This is a genomic window from Pectobacterium artocarpous, assembly GCF_046159765.1.
In the GTDB taxonomy this organism is placed as follows: Bacteria; Pseudomonadota; Gammaproteobacteria; order Enterobacterales; family Enterobacteriaceae; genus Pectobacterium.
Map to the genome: position 1 here is coordinate 1 of NZ_JBJXVK010000041.1, position 17,475 is coordinate 17,475.

Consider the following 17,475-nt stretch of genomic DNA (forward strand, 5'->3'; position numbering starts at 1 on the left):
GCAACAACTCGTTGCAAGGATGTTTACCCCAAACCTGATTTATTCAACAAAGCCAATTCTATACAGAACAGTACAGGATTTTAAGGATACGGACAGAGTTTTTCTTGCATATGAGCTTATAGATCAAGAAATAGTTAAGATCTCGGAATCAACATACTATCGAGGCATGAAAGAACTTGCTAACAAAGGTTTTATTGCTGAAACGACAGTACAGAATTCATATTTTATTAATCCTGATTATATTTTTAATGGTGATCGTTTGTCTTTTGTAAAATCTTATATTCTGACAGAATCGAAATCTCATGTTATAAAGACGAAAAAACACGCCATAGAGGGATTAAAGCAGCAGGCTTAATATTATCCCTTCGGTGCAATAGTAAAAGGCTTAAAATGGCTTGTAGAGCGTTTGACTGCTATCAAAAGATATGGCAATGAATTAATAATGAGGGATATATAGTATTAAAGTTTTACGACAGTCCATTTCATGTGAATCACAATAATGAAGTGGCGAATGAAATGGTTAAGAAAGTAGATTTCGGACATTCCGCACAGGTGGTGGGCTGCATACTCTGCTGAACACCTCAGAAGAGCCGATTCTGAGTGTTGCAGACAAAAAGCTGCTTCCTGCTGGTCAAAGTTAAGCCGACAACAGGCGATTATGTTCACGTATCATGTCATTTCAAATGTATCCGTATAATATTTAAACACAATATCAACATTTCCGCTCTGCTAGTTCCTGCAAACCGTTGAAAATCATTTGAATAAATGATCTGTACTATCGATCAATATATAGATAATGATAGATTTATGCTATCAAATGCGCCTAAATCGATCGGTGTTTTAATTGATTAAAACGATCGATAAATAACTTATAATAGTTAATATCTATCACAAATCCATTTTTGATCGTTACAAACGATATGACACCCTGTCAGTTGTAGATCAATTATATCAATTGGTTACATCCTATCTTTAAGGTGAAAATCATGTCTGAATGCCCGTTTTGCAGAACAGAAGTCCAGCAGGGCGTTTCCGTTTGTCGTGGTTGTGGCGCGGAAGAAGTAAAAGGCTACGTCAGTCAGCAAACGATGAAGTTTTTAGCCGTAGTTGGAACAATCCTTGGCATTCCCACTGCCTTCGTTGTCGCTTTCGCAACGCATTCAACACCATTAATGGTTATTGTTCTTCTGGCGATGATGCTTGGCCCGATACTGATTTTAAAAATAAAGAACAGAAACAAGATTAGCTGGATCAGGCCAACGGCCCGGTAAGTACGCCAGCACTAGGGAGAACAATCATTTAAATGGCTCACTGCTTCTAGGGCGTGAGCTTTTTTTAAAACAATAATCAGGCGAGTAACAATGAAAAGAACAATCACAGCATTATGTGTTCCCGTTCTGCTGGCGTTAACGGGTTGCCAGCAGTTAAACGAAGCAACAGGGAAAGTAGGGGATACGATCAACGCTTCCTTATCTTCTCTGAACGGGGCTTTAAGCCCATCGAACAGCAAAAGTACTACACTGGCCTCTGATAATATCTCGGTGAACACCGTCAGTGGTTTAGGCGTTATTTGCCGTGATTATGAAGCAAACGCTATGGCAGGTAAAAAGAACTGGATTGGCAAGAAGATCAGCATCAGCAATGCCACGGTTCTGGAAGCACAGGAAGCCTACGACACCATGAAGTACCTTGGTGCGCAGCGAGACCATAAAACCTACGCTATTATCTTCCAGACGGCTGATACGAAATATTGCGGTGGGGCTGTACTGTTGACTTACAATGCTGGTCAAGATGATGATATTCTGAAATACAAAAAAGGTCAGAAAGTGAATATTACTGGTGTGGTCTATGATATCGGAGATCGGACTTTCAACACCCATAACAATGGCAACATGGCATGGAAGATGGTTAAAATGGAAAAGGGAGTAATACGATAAATATTTATTTCATTGAAATGCATCCTCTTAAACTATGCAGTTTGAGGATGCTTCTCTTAATGTCGTTTCTCAAATTAGGCAGCAGAATCCTTCTCAACAGCAAGGAAGGGCGAGTTGTCGAGGGCAGCAAAAGAAGCTTCATTATTAAGTAGTCGGATAAAATATCTTTTTTGATCTTTCGTGTTAAGGTTCACTAAGCCTCCTGTCAGATCAATATTTCTTTGAAAAACAGGGAATTGCTGCATTACTTGTTGTATTTGAGGAATTGATACCCCCGTTTGTACTAAGCTTCCTTTCGAGACCATAGCAAGTCTACGCATAAATGCCCTGTCTTTATACATATCCTTGAAAATATCTAGCGGTGCTGGCATACCTTGTGTGTTAACAATTCCAAGACTGATTATCAATGGCGTTGAGTTGTTTGCAAGATTATCTATCACACTCTCTAATCCATACATTCTTTCAAGTAATTTAATATTTAATGCGTAATATTTATTCTGGAAGAAGAAAAAGTCAATAGTGTCATTTATATCAATACTATCATGAGTTATTTTATCTAAGGTTCTGCCATTTAAACTAAAAAAAGATTTTTTTGTTTTCTTATGTAGTGAAACAGGGTATTTGTGTTGGTAAATTACTACACTGTTCCCATTGCCATCACAAATATGGTAAATTACGCCTTTTACCGATGTAAGGCTTTGTGTAGTGAAATCAAACTGTGTTGCATTACCATTGACTCCGAAATTTAGCACATCGTTCATCTTCGTAAATTCAATAGGGAGGTGATTGATTGCTAAATGGTCATATTCGAAAACTTGTTTGTCTCGTTCCAGTAATGTTGACACAAGTGGGATTACTGCCTTACCTCTGTTAGGTTCAATGACATTATCCATTATACTTTTGGAAAATGAAGTGGTCAGATCTACTTCGGCATTAGGTTCAAGATTAACTTTAAATATATCTACAACACCTTGAGTATCAGCAACAAAAAAAGCTTCACCAGAGATTTTCTGTGATTGTAAAATATTTTCAATGTCAGTGAACATATTGTGATCTCTATATTATTTTAGCCAAATAAGTTTCATCGTCGATTTTTATATACTTTATACTATCTGTGTTTTTTAGAACACCACGGCATATAATTGTGCATTTTTTAACACCTCTATCATGAACATTAGCTTTGTATATTCTGAATCCGAGTATTGCAAGTGATGGATTTGAATAAAACCTATTTGTTTTTACGTATATCGCGCCGATAACAAATATCATCAATCCTAAATTTAATACAGTTCGCTTACTGTCGACATCAGTAAAAACTAAGGGCATTATATAAGTGGTTAAAAACTCTAAATGCTCATGATTTTCATTGCTAATGTCTGATACAGTACATGCAACAGACCAGCCCGAACCAAAACTATTTGCAAGAATTATTAAAATAATTGCACCGATAAAGATGAAAACCAAACTAACTATGAAAACGATATTTCTCACTCTCAATGACGAAATCGGAAAAGTAAAATTTTCAGTGAAAACATAATCCCACAGATTTTTTATCAAAACCTTATCGAAAGACATAATTAATAATGATAAAAATAGAAGCCACAGTGATAGTATATATAGCACTGTTTTAAGATATGGTCTGCTATCCATCAGCTTCTCCTGTACAACTTAAAATAGTTTGTAAATAGAAAAACTAAGGAAATCATTTTCCTAGTTCTCCTGCCAACAACTCAGCTTGTTTTAAAACAGTCTCTGTGGCGAGCAATGACATATCAGGCGGATAACCATATTTTTTCAGCAGACGTTTTACCACCACGCGAATTTTCGCTCTTGCCGCTTCTTTAACTGTCCAGTCCAGACTGACATTGTTGCGGATCGCCTCCGTCAGTACGACCGCCAATTCACGCAGCTTTTCCTTTTCCATTAACTCACGTGCACTGTCGTTATCTGCAACCGCAGAATAGAAGGCATATTCGTAGGGGCTGAGGTTTAACTGGCTGGCAAGGCTGTCAGATTCCTGTATGGTTTTAGCAAGCTTGATCAGTTCATCGATCACTTCCGCAGCGGTCAGTACCTTGTTCTGGTAGCCGTTGATTGCAGAGGTCAGCATATCGATCAGTTTTTTACCCTGAGTAAAACTTTGGTTTGAGCGAACCTTGATCTCGTCAGAGAGCAGCTTTTTAAGCGTTTCCAGAGCAATATTTCTGTGCTGATAATCCTTCATTTCCTGAAGGAATTCATCGGAGAGTACAGAGATATCCGGCTTTTGTATTCCCGCTGCGTCAAAGATATCGACGACTTTATCCGTAACCAGAGCCTGATCGATAGTCTGCTTTACCCGCACTTCGAGGCTATCATTGTGTTCTTCTTCTGAGCCGTCCGGGTTTTCAGTAAATTTATTCAGACGAGCCTTCACTGCCTGGAAGAATGCGACTTCGGGTGCTGCTTCCATTGCTTTATCATGTGGCGTAGCCAGTGCAAATGCCTGAGACATAGCAGCAACAGCGGCAAGGAAACGCATTTTCCCTTTGCCGTTATCCAGCCCTAAAATGTGGTTTTCTGATTCAAGGATGATCGTCAGTCGCTGTGAAGTCGTTGCCGTAAAGTAGGCTTTGTAATCGTAGCCATGCATCATGCCTTCCAGGATTTCCAGCTTTTCCTGCATGAGCGTAACGGCTTCTTCCTGAACCTCAGCAGGATCTCCACGTCCTCCGGCATCGGAGTAGAACGACAAGGCTTCTTTTAAATCAGAAGCAATACCGAGATAGTCAACCACCAGACCACCGATTTTGTCCTTGTACACGCGGTTGACACGGGCAATGGCCTGCATCAGGTTATGACCCTTCATCGGTTTGTCGATATACAGGGTATGCATGCTGGGAGCGTCAAAGCCTGTTAACCACATATCACGCACTATCACCAGTTTCAGCTTGTCGCCATCGTCTTTCATTCGGTTAGCCAGAACCTGTCGTTCTTTTTTTGTGGTGTGGTGTTTAGCGATTTCTGGCCCGTCAGCAGCAGAAGACGTCATGACGACTTTTATTACGCCGTCATTTAAATCATCACTATGCCATTCGGGTTTAAGTGCGACGATTTCCTTATACAATTCAGCGGCAATACGACGGGACATGGTAACAATCATGCCCTTGCCATGATCGGCATTGGACTTTAAACGTTGTTCAAAGTGCAGAACCATATCCGCTGCAATGGCTTTAATGCGTTTTGAACTGCCAATCAGCCCTTCGATTCTGGCCCATTTAGAACGTTCTTTCTGGGTAAGCGTCAGCTCGTCTTCATTAAACTCATCATCAAACTCTTCGATAAGCTGTCGGCCTTCTTCACTGATGGCAATTTTCGCCAGACGGCTTTCATAGAAAATACGCACGGTTGCACCGTCTTCAACGGCCTGCGAAATATCGTAGATATCAACGTAGTTACCGAAAACAGCAGGCGTGTTAACGTCCGTTTTTTCTATGGGCGTTCCAGTAAAGCCCAGATAGGTCGCGTTGGGTAAGGCATCACGCATATATTTGGCAAAGCCATAAACGGTGCGCTTACCTGTTACGTTGCCTTCGCTGTCTTTCACGTCAACTTCTTTGGCGCTGAAACCGTACTGTGAGCGGTGGGCTTCATCAGCGATAACGACAATATTGGTTCTGTCGGACAGTAACTCATAGATATTACTGCCATCATCAGGCTGGAATTTTTGAATAGTGGTAAACACCACACCACCAGACGCGACGCGCAAATATTCTTTGAGTTCTTCTCGGTTGTCGGCCTGTTTCGGTGTCTGACGAAGTAGCTGGGTCGCGGAAGAGAACGTACCGAATAGCTGATCATCCAGGTCGTTACGGTCAGTAATCACCACCACAGTCGGATTATCCAGCGCCAGCACAATCTTCCCGGTATAAAACACCATCGAAAGCGATTTACCGGAACCCTGGGTATGCCAGACTACGCCCGCTTTGCGATCTCCGGTTTTTTGCGCATTAACAAGATCGTTACTGTTACGTCCCTGTTGGCGTACTGCTACTTCGGCAGAGGGGGAGTCCGCATTCACCGCCGAGGCACGAATAGTGGAAAGTACCGCTGCATTGACCGCGTAATACTGATGATAAGCCGCCATTTTTTTAACAGTACGGATACTGATAATCCCTTTGCTGTCTTCATGTTTGCTGGCTTCAAACACGATAAAGTGGCGGATCATATCCAGCAGCGTTACAGGATTAAGCAACCCCTGTAATAAAACTTCAAGCTGTGGCTGGGTACTGGTGGCTTGCGTTTTACCGTTAGCGGTTTTCCAAGTCATATAACGACTGAACTCAGCCGAAACTGTCCCCGCTTTGGCTTCCAGTCCGTCAGAAACCACATTAAAGGCATTGTAGGTAAACAAGCCGGCGATTTGGTTCTGATAGGTTTTAATCTGGTTATAAGCGCCTGATACCGTAGCATTTTCGTCAGCGGCATTTTTAAGTTCGATAATGACTAATGGCAGACCGTTGATGAATAAAATAAGGTCCGGTCGGCGGGTATGATTGCCTTCTTTGATGGTGAGCTGATTAATGACCAGAAATTCATTATTAGTGGGATCGTTAAAGTCGATCAGGCAGGCCAGTTCACCTTGCGTATTCCCATCCTTGCTGACTTCGATATTGATACCTTCGGTCAAAAGGCGATGAAAGGCCAGATTGTTTGCCATCAGGTCAGGTGTGCTGATCTGCATCACCTGTTTCAGGGCTTCCTCACACTTCTGTTCACTAAGGTGAGGATTCAGTCGTTGCAGGGCAGTACGCACTTTATCTTCAAGGATAACCTGCTGATAGCTACGTAACGGATTGATGCCACTGGGTTCAATGTCCGGGCCGTAAACATACTCATAGCCCAGCCCTTGCAGGTATTCAATCGCCATTACTTCAATATCGGATTCGGTCATCTTTGCCATGCGTACTGTCCTTATTGCTGCTTAACCAGAGAGCGGGTTGTGCACCCGCTTAATTATTTTATGCTACTGACGCGATTGCTTCTTCTGCATACTGAACCCTTACTTCACCACTCATTAGTTTAGGGAGAAGAGTGTCTCGGAGAGATTCTATGTTTTTAATTTGTAAGTTGTTTATACTTATTTTTTTCCAGAAGGAAGCAATCTGTGTCGTGAACTCTTTCACCTTATACTCCAGGGGGAGTTTAAATTCTGGGCGTTGTAATCCATCAGCCGACAGCTGATTTACAGTTGAACCGTTTGTTGCAGCAACAACTTGCTCATGCATATCTTTGGAGCAAAGTAAGTAGTACATAAAGGCATTAGTTAAGTAACTATCGTCATTGATATTAATTTTGAATAAATGGTGCGTATAGATTGACAATTCACTTTTAGTTGTCGGAATTATAGCAGGATAACCGATGAGTCGATATTCATGACCTTGTTCAGTATTGGCTACAATGATATCTCCAGATTTTATAATATGTCTTTCTTTAAAATCACCATTGTAATATTTTATACCTGTACTCTTATAACCACCGCCCTCAAGTACTGAGTTCAAATTAAAAAGTGGAATGCCATTATCTGAGGTTGTAAGACCAGACCCCTTATAACTTAACCCCTTGGCTACTGTAATATGACAATCCAGTGTCGTTGTTTCCCAGTCTGCCTGCGATTCTTCAATAAACCACTGCCTAAACAGGGTTTCAGCCATAGATTCCAGCGTTTTATTCTGTCGATGAAGTAGGTCTATTTTGTCATCAAGAGAGGACAGCACAGAGGCGATAGATTTTTGTTCACAAATGTCTGGGAAACTGATTTCTAGCTCATGTACATGGTTTCTATTGACACCAGGGACTGCACTTTTATCGTTGAATTGTGACCAGTTTAATGTTTTTAAAAGATAATAAACGAACTTCTTATCATTCGATTTAAAATCATTTACATATAATGTTGTGTTTAACGGCCAGAAAGGAACTTTACTATAAAAGACTTCTCCAATAGTTCCATATCGGCCTGTTATTACACCTGACTCTTCTATTTGTGCTATATTATGGTAATCAGTAACTCCTGATGACGATACAATAGGTATATTGCCAGAATTTCTATTCTGTTTTGGTAGATCATATCCACGTTTCAGCGTGAAAAATTTATCAAGCCTACCTTTTTTCCAATCACTCATAACACCACCTTCGCCAGATTATCAGCGATAGCTTTATTGAGACGTGTTTCTTCTTCCAGTTGCGCTTCAAACTCCGCTTTAAGTGCCGTAAAACGTTCTTTGAAGTCGAAATCGTCTTCTTCGTCAGCAAGACCCACATAACGGCCTGGTGTCAGCACATAATCAAGTTTAGCGACTTCATTGATATCGACAGAAGCACAGAAACCCGCGACGTCTTCATAGTCGCCACCTTTGTTACGCCAGTTATGATAGGTATCGGCGATGGTCTTGATATCCTCGTCGGAAAGTATTTTGGTACGGCGGTTGATCAAATGACCAAGATTACGGGCATCAATAAACAGAATTTCTTTGCTGCGATCACGATACTGATTGCTGTTTGTACGATCACGACGCATAAACCATAACGCCGCCGGGATCTGAGTATTCAGGAACAGTTTTGCGGGTAAGTTAACGATACAGTCAATAACATTGGCATCTTTAACCAGTGCTGCACGGATATCACCTTCACCCGAACTTTTAGAGGTCAAAGCCCCTTTTGCCAGCACAACGCCAGCCTGACCTTTTGGTGAAAGGTGATACAGGAAATGTTGCATCCAGGCAAAGTTAGCGTTGCCAGCAGGAGGAGCACCATATTGCCAGCGAGCGTCTTTACGCAGCAGTTCACCTGACCAGTCGGATACGTTAAATGGTGGATTCGCAATGATAAAATCAGATTTTAAATCTTTATGAGCGTCGTTAAGGAAAGAACCTTCATTGTTCCACCGGACGTGTTCTGAGTTGATGCCACGGATCGCAAGGTTCATTTTTGCCAGACGCCATGTAGTCTGGTTGGATTCCTGACCGTAAATCGAAATATCGTCAATATTTCCCTGATGGGCTTCAACGAATTTCTCTGACTGAACGAACATACCTCCGGAACCACAGCAGGGATCAAAGACACGACCTTTATAGGGTTCCAGCATATTAACCAGCAGACTTACAATGGATTTAGGCGTATAGAACTGACCGCCTTGTTTGCCTTCTGCCAGTGCGAACTCACCAAGGAAGTATTCGAATACGTGGCCTAAAACGTCAGCAGAACGCGCTTTGGCATCTCCCAAAGCAATGTTGCCAATCAGATCTATCAGTTCACCAAGAACAGTGGCATCAAGATTTTGACGGGCATAGACTTTCGGCAACACGCCTTTTAGCTGTGGGTTACCCGCTTCGATAAGTTCCATCGCATCGTCTACCAACTTACCGATTTCGGGTAGCTTGGCCTTAGATATCAGGTAACTCCATCGTGCCAGTTCAGGAACAAAGAACACGTTATAGGCGGTGTATTCGTCTTTGTCTTCCGGTTCCGCTCCTGCGTATTCACCTTTCCCTTCTTTTAGCAATTCGTAATGAGATTCAAAAGAATCTGAAATGTATTTGAGAAAAATCAGGCCCAGTACGACATGCTTGTACTCGGCAGCATCAATGTTTTTACGTAGCTTGTCAGCCGCTTTCCACAGGATGACCTCTAACGGGTCTGCTTTGATTTCTTTGGGTTTTCTAGCCATTACGGTCATTTTCCAGATACGGACGATTGACCTATTTTGCCTTAAAGTTCCTGTTGTTACGAGCTTATCAAAGGATTATTAATCACTCAGAATTGATTGTTTTGATTGAAAATCATTCATCTTTGCGCTTGCTAGAACCAAAGAGAAGCTTAGGCAGCGTGAAACTTTTTGATTTTGTAGCAACTTTCTTTTCCTTTGGTAAGGGTGGAAAGGTCACTGCTCGGCTTGTTTTGTCTGGCTCTTGTTTTTTCTCCGGCTCGTGGTTGTAGTTAGCGTCCGGGGGTACGGAAACTTCTGCTGATTTATTGGTCGTGCCCATAGCCTCCCACTGCCTGCGGGTGATCTTCAATTTCGTAACAGGGTCAATCATAACCTCATCAAGCGGATCGATAATGGCTGGCGTGGCTGCGGTAGTGGATTCTGGTACGGCTTTCTGAACAGGGTGCTTAACCAACACACTCATAAAACTTTTAATAAAATCATATAGCTTGTGTAAATTGATCTTACGCTTACTCCTTAATAGCGTTGGTTTTTCTGTTTTTGGCGCAACACCATAGTAAAGGGACATATCTTTTGGCTTCACCTCGGCAGGCTTAAAGCGGCGCTTCCTTTCCGGAATAACCAGCATAGGCTGACGAGCCGCTTCTGGTGAACGTTGCATCGGGTGCTGTGGCGCTGGTTTTGCTTTCAGACGTTCAATACGGAAAGTGTTGAGGTTGACGGTAATGAGATGGCTCACATCACTGTTAAACAACTGCCTGAAATCTTTAGCAGCTTGTTTCGTCTGCGCTGCTTGCGCCTGCTCTGCGGCACGTAGGGTTTTGGCTCTTTTGGTATGCCATGATTTACGGTCTATCCTGGTAAGCGCAGGGCGATCAAGCTCAATGGCCTTAGCCAGTTGTTCGTTTGCGATATCCTGTCTTCCTGTTTCCTGCGCTGTTTTAGCCAGAGCAATGGCTTCTTCACGCTGTACAGCAAGGGAACGGTGATCTATACGATTCACAGAACCAGTACGTTCCAGTGCACGGTTAGACATTCTGGACCATGATGCACGCCACTCGTCCATTAAATCATGCTCGTTCCAGCTTCTGTTCTTGTTGCCGAAACCTTGTGGTGTTATCTCGCGTAGCGTCAGCATAACGTGAGCATGGGGATTATGACCGTCAAGGTCATGGAAAGAGATATCGGCAATCATGCCTTTGCTGACAAAATTGCGTTTACAGTAGTTTTTCACTAACGCGATTTTGGCATCGTTATCCAGTTCAACAGGAATAGCGATATCAAAATAACGTGATAACTGTGCATCTTTACGTTTTTCTATTTTTTCAATTTCATTCCACAACACAGCAGAGTTTTCAATAATATTAAAAGGTGTGTGTTCTGGTGCAAGAATACAATGGTGGAACAGGTCAGAACGATATGAATAATCGTACACGTCTCCCGTTCTCATGTCTTCTATTCTTTCTCTTGCGTTATATGCGGCAAGATAGCAGGACGATTTTCCTGCGGATCTTTTGAGCATGCTAAACGATAAATGAAACATTGCCATACTACAAAAATACTCCTGTTGGTTTTAATCTGTTTTAAAGGTGTTGACCTTTGCTGCTTTTAGTTTTTCGCAAGAAAAACTATGGGTTTGACTCTAAGGCCCCCGCCAGGCCCACACGTTGCGAAGCAATGTATAAGTGGGCATTGTATTTATTTTTTATTCAGCTTGTGCCGAATCAAAATAAAACAATGGTCAAGTTTTTCTCTGGATATAAGCGCCGAAAGAAGAGGCGCGTAAGCTTGGGGTAAAGGAATATAAATCAATGTGGGATGTTTTTCTTTTTTCTTATATTAATAATATAACTCGGTATTTAATGTTTGTAAAATTTGCCAAATAAAAAAGATGTGATAATTGTTTTATTCAGATTAAAACAACAATAGAGGTAAAAATGAATAAAATAATAAATGTCATTAATAATGAGAATGGAGATTGCGATCTGGAAACAAAATGGTTTCTGATTGATTACAGCGACAACAACGAAAGTATGCGCATCAGATTAAAAGAAGACACCGTTAAAGAAGCTTTTACTGCTATCCGTAGCGAATATGAACCTCAACTGCTGGAAGCCAGCGAGCAAACCCGTTTCAGAACCCTGTCTGGGCGGTATGGTAATGCTGTCTCTTCCCTCAAAAGAAGCATCATGCAGGAGCTGATTATCATCGTAACGGGGCTTTTCCTGCATTATTTCAGCATCGACAGTACATATGCTACCGCCAGAGAAGTCATCAGGCAGTTATTTGGCCTTTCGGTTAAACGAGAGGTGATTTTATCGTCCTTTGCATCAGGTGGAAGGCAGGCAGACAGGAAAGGCGGGTGGTTCAGTATGCAGCAGCATGAAAGATCAATGCTCTATGATTGCTTCAACGGCGTGATTAATGCCGGACAGCAATATGAAGCGATAAAAAGTCGCCTGAATGTACTGGTTGCTGCCACTAAACGATAATACAAAACAAAAAGATATATCCCTTTGTTTTACTGATAAATGGATTACTGAATAAGGAAAGCTATATGAAGATCAAACCCTTTATGGTTTTGGGGACGTTGGATGAAAGTACAATGATATTGCTGGGTCTCAATACAGTTTTGTGGTGCCTGGTGATCGGATTTAATATTACAGGAGGAATTTAATGGAAAGAAAAAATTTACAGCAGCTACTTGCGTCAGCACAGCAGGAACTGAACAGATTAACGACAAAAGAAAAAGCGTTAACACGAAAAGAAACAACACACAGAAAAATCGTATTAGGTGGTGAAGTAGCAAAGTATCTGGGGCTGGATATCGATCATGATGTGTTAGTTGGTTTTCTTCTGACTTTCGCCAGTTCGACAGAAATACAACGAAAAACCTGGTTAAGTAACGGGAACAGAGCCAGAGAAAATGAAAATCTGAGAAAAGAGCAAAAAAATAAAAATTCCATCAAAAAAACTGCTCGTGAAAAAAGTGATACTAAGATACATCAAGAGTCGGAAAATGTTACTCATCCTGATGCAATGATAAAAAATACCGAAAAGGATAAAATAATGCAGCTTAATAACACTTTTTCCGCCATGCTTGAAAAGAAACTGGCAGGGAAAAAACAACAATGAATGAACTGACAATGGAAGGTACAGAAAGCAATGATGAGGTTATCGCGGCAGCAACAGACCATATGGCGTTTTTTCTGTTCTCCATTCTCTCGGATTGTTATCCGGAAATCGCCACATCTGAATTTGAAAACATCTTCAATGATGAATTTAAAGTTGATATTGAAAGTTTTATTAAAAATTACAGAAAAAACATTGGAAACAGAATAGCGATGTCTGGTAAAGAGCTTGCTCAGATATATTCAAATCAGCGTTTTTTTGAAAAGCTGTCCAGAGCGCTCGAACAGTGTAAAAAAGATAAGGCAGCTTTCACTACTATGAATCAGGTAAAGGCTGTTCAGTTTTAGCTTTTGATATAACGCTGAGCAGACTAAAACTTGTTTTTGGCTGTGAAGGGTTGGGCAAACCCACCGGGTGCGGCAGTAATTTATTTCATGTTCTGCATTGACATAAAATATACAGGTGTTATGACAGGATTGTTGTGATCATTATTTTACCGTTCAGCCCATTTTTTAAAGGGGCCTTTTTATTGACAATTTTTTTATAAAAGGTTAGTTACAGAAGTGAACGGTAAATAAAAGGAGATAATAATGATTAAAAGTAAAAAAGGATTCTCATTGCTTGAATTAATTCTGGTGTTAGGTGTGGCATCCGCTATTTCATTTATGAAGTTTCAGGATCTGAAACAAGAGCAGGAAAATATACAAGCCAAAGTAGCCGGAGAACAGCTTAAACAGGTGGGGGAAGCGGTTAATGGCTATATCAGTATCCGCTACGATAAACTATCCACGTTGACGGCAGCGGCAGGAACAGGCACAGATCCGGGCCCAAGAATATGTTCGGGTTCGGTTTGTACCATCACTTACCAGACGCTGATCAATGAAGGATTATTGCCTTCCTCTTTTACTGGCGTGAACGTGAATAAATCTGCCTATACCATTTTATTGAAACGAGAGGGTACAGCGCCAAACTATGTGATCAATGGATTAATCACCACGAAGACCTCATGGACAGAAGGAAACAGAGTTCGTTACGATCTGCTCGGTAAAGCTATGCAGACTGCGGGTGTTGACAGTGGCATGAGCAAACTTACTAACCAGATCTCAGGTTATAGCGGTTTGTGGTCTGAAACGACATCGGGATTTTCCAGCATCAACAACGTGGGTCTGCTTGGCTATCGTGTTGGTTATAACAGTGCTATGTACTCGGTTTATCTGCGTCGTGATGGCACATTACCCATGACGGGCGATCTGAACATGGGAGGTCAAAGCATTAACAACGCCAAAGACATTACCGCGTCAGGTGATGTCAACGCAGTTTCATTCAATGGTTCCTATGGACGCTTTGCCAAGAACGTTAGCGTTTCAGAAGATTTAACGGTGACGGGCTTCTCCACCTTTGGCAAAAACGTATCAATGAATAGCTATCTGACCGTTAAGAATGGCGTGGATTCAGATAGCTATGTAGCGGCTAAAACCAATAGCAGCCGCCTTCAAATCGGTGGGGGCGGTTCCAGTAATCAGAATGCGGTGCTGATCAACGTGGCAGGCGGGGCGGGTGACGGTTATCTCTCCCTTAATGGTGATAACAACTCATCGGTTAAGCTTGATGTATGGGGTAGTCAGAGAATCCGTGGTGATCTGACGTTATCTGCGTCAAATGATGGTAAAACTACGGGTGCTATTTCTGCGACAGGTAATATTACTGCTTCGGGAACGGTTTCAGGGCAGTATTTTCAGCCCACGTCCACATCAGTTGCGGGAACGGCTTGTGCTTCGAATGGTTTAATGAGTAAAAATAATGAAGGACTAATTCTATCGTGCCAGAACGGTATATGGAGAAATGCGTTTAATACGTCAGAGGTGTATTACTCTCCGGATGGCGGTAATACAGCATGGTTGGGACAAAATCTTGGTCAGCATAATTTTTGTGCATTGAGATCTGTCAGTATTCCAGTTATTGCTGATAGGAGTGGTGGAACGCAATGTTCATTGAGTCAGGATACTGATGGAAACTGGTTGTTAAAGCAAACGTCAGGATATTCCATTGTGGTGTGTAGAGCTGTCTGCTTTTAATGTAAAAACATGCGTTTCTGTGATTTAATATGTTCTAATAACTTAATAGATTATATATGTACTCTTAACATATCTAACCACTCATATGTGAGCGGTTAGATTATAAAATAAATAACGCCTGTGTTTACCAACGCAGCGTCAGATCATGTTGTTCAAGAGATTGAAAGAAAACTATTTCCTGCCAAAACTAACCTCAACAACATTATCAGGGGCGTCATTGCCGGACTGAATGATCTCATACTCAATAAAATCACCCCATTTCAGAAACAGATTCCGTAGCTTCTCTGCTTGCTGGCCGACTTGATAGGTTCTGATCAAACGATCCTTGGGAACATGGTTCAGCAGTAGCTCAATCAACCGTTCAGGTGCGTCCAGATACTCAGCACAACCAGTTGCAACGCTGCGACGGAGATCGTGTGGTGAGAAGGGGGCTGCTTCTGCCATATACTTTGTTCTTAAACGTTCAAGTGCACGAGTTATGGCATCACCCGTGACGGGAAAACCCGGTTTGCTGAGGGATTCGAATACCCAACCTCCTTCTGAAATAATGCGCTGTGTTTTCAGTATGGATAGGGCAAGAGGGTGCAGGGTCACAATATGGCTTTTACCATTTTTGGTTTCCGGTATCGTCCAGCGGTCGCCATTAATTTGTTCCCAACGCATATTTACCGCTTCTGAACGGCGTACACCCGTCAGAATAATGATGCGTAGTGCATTGGCGATAGCTTGGGAAAGAATAACGCTGGATGCGATACCTCGTCCTCCACTGGCGATAGCACCACCACCAAATCCAGCTTCGTCCAGTGCTTTCCATAACATTTGCAACTCGTCTTGTGGTAGCCACCGTTCACGTGGTTTACCCATTGAGGCACCAAACATGGCAGGTTTAAGCAAACGAGCAGGATTATGGTCGATCAATCCCTGTAACGCGGCGTGGTCAAGCGTCATGTTAAGAAGAATAAGCCCCTTGCGAACACCTTCAACACTGGTTTTTCTTACGCGGATCAGATGTTCGTAAATAACGGCTCTGGATAAATCACAGACCCGTACAGCACCTAATCCTTTTTCCAGATGGCGACGATATGTCCCCAGATAATCTGCCAGTGTGCGTGCACCAATGGGTTTACTTGTTGCTCTGAATGCCAGCCAGCTTTCCCACAATTTTGAAAAAATCGGCATTTGCTCATTTTGTTGTTTTTCCGCTTTTCGGGCATAGCGTGGATCGATACCTTGCTTAACCAGTTCTACCGCCTCTGCATGCGCTTCCCGCGCCTGAGCCAAGGTCATCGCTGGGTAAGCACCCAAGGTGATTTTGATTTGTTTCCCGTTGAGGTAAGGGCGGTACAGCCAGCTCTTCGTTCGACTCCCATAACGGGATTCGATTGATAAACCAGAACCTGCTTTTGATTTAACGCTGACGACAATACGGGTTTTGCCCTCTTCTGGCGTCAGGTTTGCTACCTGTCTGTCTTGGGTGATCATGGTTCCCATTTTGACCTCATCTCGCGTACTTACTGGCGTACTTATTTAGCATTGTATAGAGTGAAATCTGATGGAACAATATGAGACGGTATTTTAATTTAACTATATGATTTTAATGTTTTTATTGGTGTGGTGTGAGATGTGGTGAAACATGCTGAAATTGACCTTTTTTATTTTCGTAATGCGAAGGTCGTAGGTTCGACTCCTATTATCGGCACCATCCTATCTATTTTAACGTCTCCTTAAGTCTACTCAAACACCCTTTAAACCCTTATAATATGCGGTTTCACGGCCCTTATTGTCTCTGCTCGTCTACTCACGTTCACAGAAATCTACGGTGAGTTGGGGGCATCGGTGGGGGCATATCGTGTTCGGTCTAAAGGAGATGCCCCCCAAATGAAGCTCAATGCCAGACAGGTAGAGACTGCCAAGCCCAAAGATAAACCCTACAAGATGGCTGATGGTGGTGGCCTCTACTTATTGGTTAAAACCAACGGTCACGCTACTGGCGTTTAAAGTATCGTATTGATGGAAAGGAAAAGTTATTGGCGCTGGGGGTATATCCCGATGTGTCCTTGGCTGATGCCAGAGCAAAACGTGATGAAGCTAGAAAGGGTATCGCTGGGGGTATCGATCCTTTGGAGGCTAAAAAAGAACAAAAAGTTGAGCGTGAAGCGCAGGTCAAAAACACCTTTCAAGAAATTGCGCTCGAATGGCACAACATGAAAGTGAAGAAATGGTCTGCAGGGTATGCCTCTGACATTCTTGAAGCCTTCAACAAAGACGTCTTCCCGTTCATTGGTCAACGCCCCATCGCAGACATCAAGCCGTTGGAACTGCTAAACGTGCTGAAAAAGATGGAAGACCGAGGCGCGACTGAGAAAGCCAAGAAAGTACGTCAACGCTGCGGCGAAGTGTTTCGCTACGCCATCGTGACAGGCAGAGCTGAGTATAATCCCGCGCCAGATCTCACCAGTGCCATGCAAGGGCATGAGTCTACACATTACCCATTCCTGACTACCGAAGAGCTTCCCGCTTTCTTTAAAGCCCTTGCTGGCTACTCCGGTAGTGAATTGATGGTGCTGGCGGTGTAAGCGCACCCGTTTTAGTTCCACACACTTTTTGAGATTTCCGGGTTTTCAGC

Annotated in this window: 13 protein-coding genes and 2 pseudogenes; 8 read left to right on the forward strand and 7 right to left on the reverse strand. The window is 42.4% G+C overall.

The features are described 5' to 3' along the window. From ACKQAD_RS19645 to ACKQAD_RS19655, 3 genes and pseudogenes are all read left to right on the forward strand, one after another. Positions 1-355, forward strand: a pseudogene (locus ACKQAD_RS19645) (hypothetical protein); the annotation flags it as partial. A 631-nt stretch (positions 356-986) separates the two neighbouring features. Then, complete coding sequence (locus ACKQAD_RS19650; protein WP_409161664.1) at positions 987-1,271, forward strand: hypothetical protein; 285 nt, start codon at positions 987-989, stop codon at positions 1,269-1,271. A gap of 90 nt (positions 1,272-1,361) precedes the next feature. After that, entirely contained in the window at positions 1,362-1,937 is a 576-nt protein-coding gene (locus ACKQAD_RS19655) for a hypothetical protein (RefSeq protein WP_409161665.1), read from the forward strand. Between the two features lie 74 nt (positions 1,938-2,011). On the opposite strand, the gene ACKQAD_RS19660 is transcribed toward ACKQAD_RS19655, so the two are convergent. From ACKQAD_RS19660 to mobQ, 6 genes are all read right to left on the reverse strand, one after another. Next, positions 2,012-2,983, reverse strand: a complete 972-nt coding sequence (locus ACKQAD_RS19660; protein WP_409161666.1) for a Kiwa anti-phage protein KwaB-like domain-containing protein — start codon at positions 2,981-2,983, stop codon at positions 2,012-2,014. 10 nt (positions 2,984-2,993) lie between these two features. Next, positions 2,994-3,587, reverse strand: a complete 594-nt coding sequence (kwaA, locus tag ACKQAD_RS19665; RefSeq protein WP_409161667.1) for an anti-phage protein KwaA — start codon at positions 3,585-3,587, stop codon at positions 2,994-2,996. Between the two features lie 52 nt (positions 3,588-3,639). Next, positions 3,640-6,879 (reverse strand): type I restriction endonuclease subunit R, encoded by a 3,240-nt coding sequence (locus tag ACKQAD_RS19670; RefSeq protein WP_409161668.1) that lies wholly within the window; start codon positions 6,877-6,879, stop codon positions 3,640-3,642. A 58-nt stretch (positions 6,880-6,937) separates the two neighbouring features. Beyond that, entirely contained in the window at positions 6,938-8,098 is a 1,161-nt protein-coding gene (locus tag ACKQAD_RS19675; protein WP_409161669.1) for a restriction endonuclease subunit S, read from the reverse strand. After that, positions 8,095-9,642, reverse strand: coding sequence for a type I restriction-modification system subunit M (locus ACKQAD_RS19680; protein ID WP_409161670.1), 1,548 nt, complete (start codon positions 9,640-9,642; stop codon positions 8,095-8,097). The genes ACKQAD_RS19675 and ACKQAD_RS19680 overlap by 4 nt, the downstream gene beginning before the upstream one ends. A 112-nt stretch (positions 9,643-9,754) precedes the next feature. Further along, complete coding sequence (mobQ, locus tag ACKQAD_RS19685) at positions 9,755-11,191, reverse strand: MobQ family relaxase (RefSeq protein WP_409161671.1); 1,437 nt, start codon at positions 11,189-11,191, stop codon at positions 9,755-9,757. Between the two features lie 388 nt (positions 11,192-11,579). On the opposite strand from mobQ, the gene ACKQAD_RS19690 reads away from it, so the two are divergent. From ACKQAD_RS19690 to pilV, 4 genes are all read left to right on the forward strand, one after another. Beyond that, complete coding sequence (locus tag ACKQAD_RS19690; protein ID WP_409161672.1) at positions 11,580-12,134, forward strand: hypothetical protein; 555 nt, start codon at positions 11,580-11,582, stop codon at positions 12,132-12,134. Positions 12,135-12,318: 184 nt separating this feature from the next. Beyond that, positions 12,319-12,777 carry a conjugal transfer protein TraD gene (gene traD / locus ACKQAD_RS19695; RefSeq protein ID WP_409161673.1) on the forward strand — a complete coding sequence of 153 codons (459 nt, stop codon included), beginning with the start codon at positions 12,319-12,321 and terminating at the stop codon, positions 12,775-12,777. Continuing rightward, positions 12,774-13,121, forward strand: coding sequence for a hypothetical protein (locus ACKQAD_RS19700; RefSeq protein ID WP_409161674.1), 348 nt, complete (start codon positions 12,774-12,776; stop codon positions 13,119-13,121). The genes traD and ACKQAD_RS19700 overlap by 4 nt, the downstream gene beginning before the upstream one ends. A gap of 243 nt (positions 13,122-13,364) precedes the next feature. Further along, positions 13,365-14,849, forward strand: coding sequence for a shufflon system plasmid conjugative transfer pilus tip adhesin PilV (gene pilV / locus ACKQAD_RS19705; RefSeq protein ID WP_409161675.1), 1,485 nt, complete (start codon positions 13,365-13,367; stop codon positions 14,847-14,849). Positions 14,850-15,020: 171 nt separating this feature from the next. Here the strand turns inward: pilV and ACKQAD_RS19710 are convergent, their stop codons facing one another. Beyond that, a complete protein-coding gene (locus ACKQAD_RS19710) occupies positions 15,021-16,340 on the reverse strand; it encodes a tyrosine-type recombinase/integrase (protein ID WP_409161676.1) in 1,320 nt (439 codons plus the stop codon). A 387-nt stretch (positions 16,341-16,727) separates the two neighbouring features. Between ACKQAD_RS19710 and ACKQAD_RS19715 the strand changes: the two are divergent. Further along, positions 16,728-17,419, forward strand: a pseudogene (locus tag ACKQAD_RS19715) (tyrosine-type recombinase/integrase); the annotation flags it as partial. Positions 17,420-17,475 lie beyond the last annotated feature (56 nt).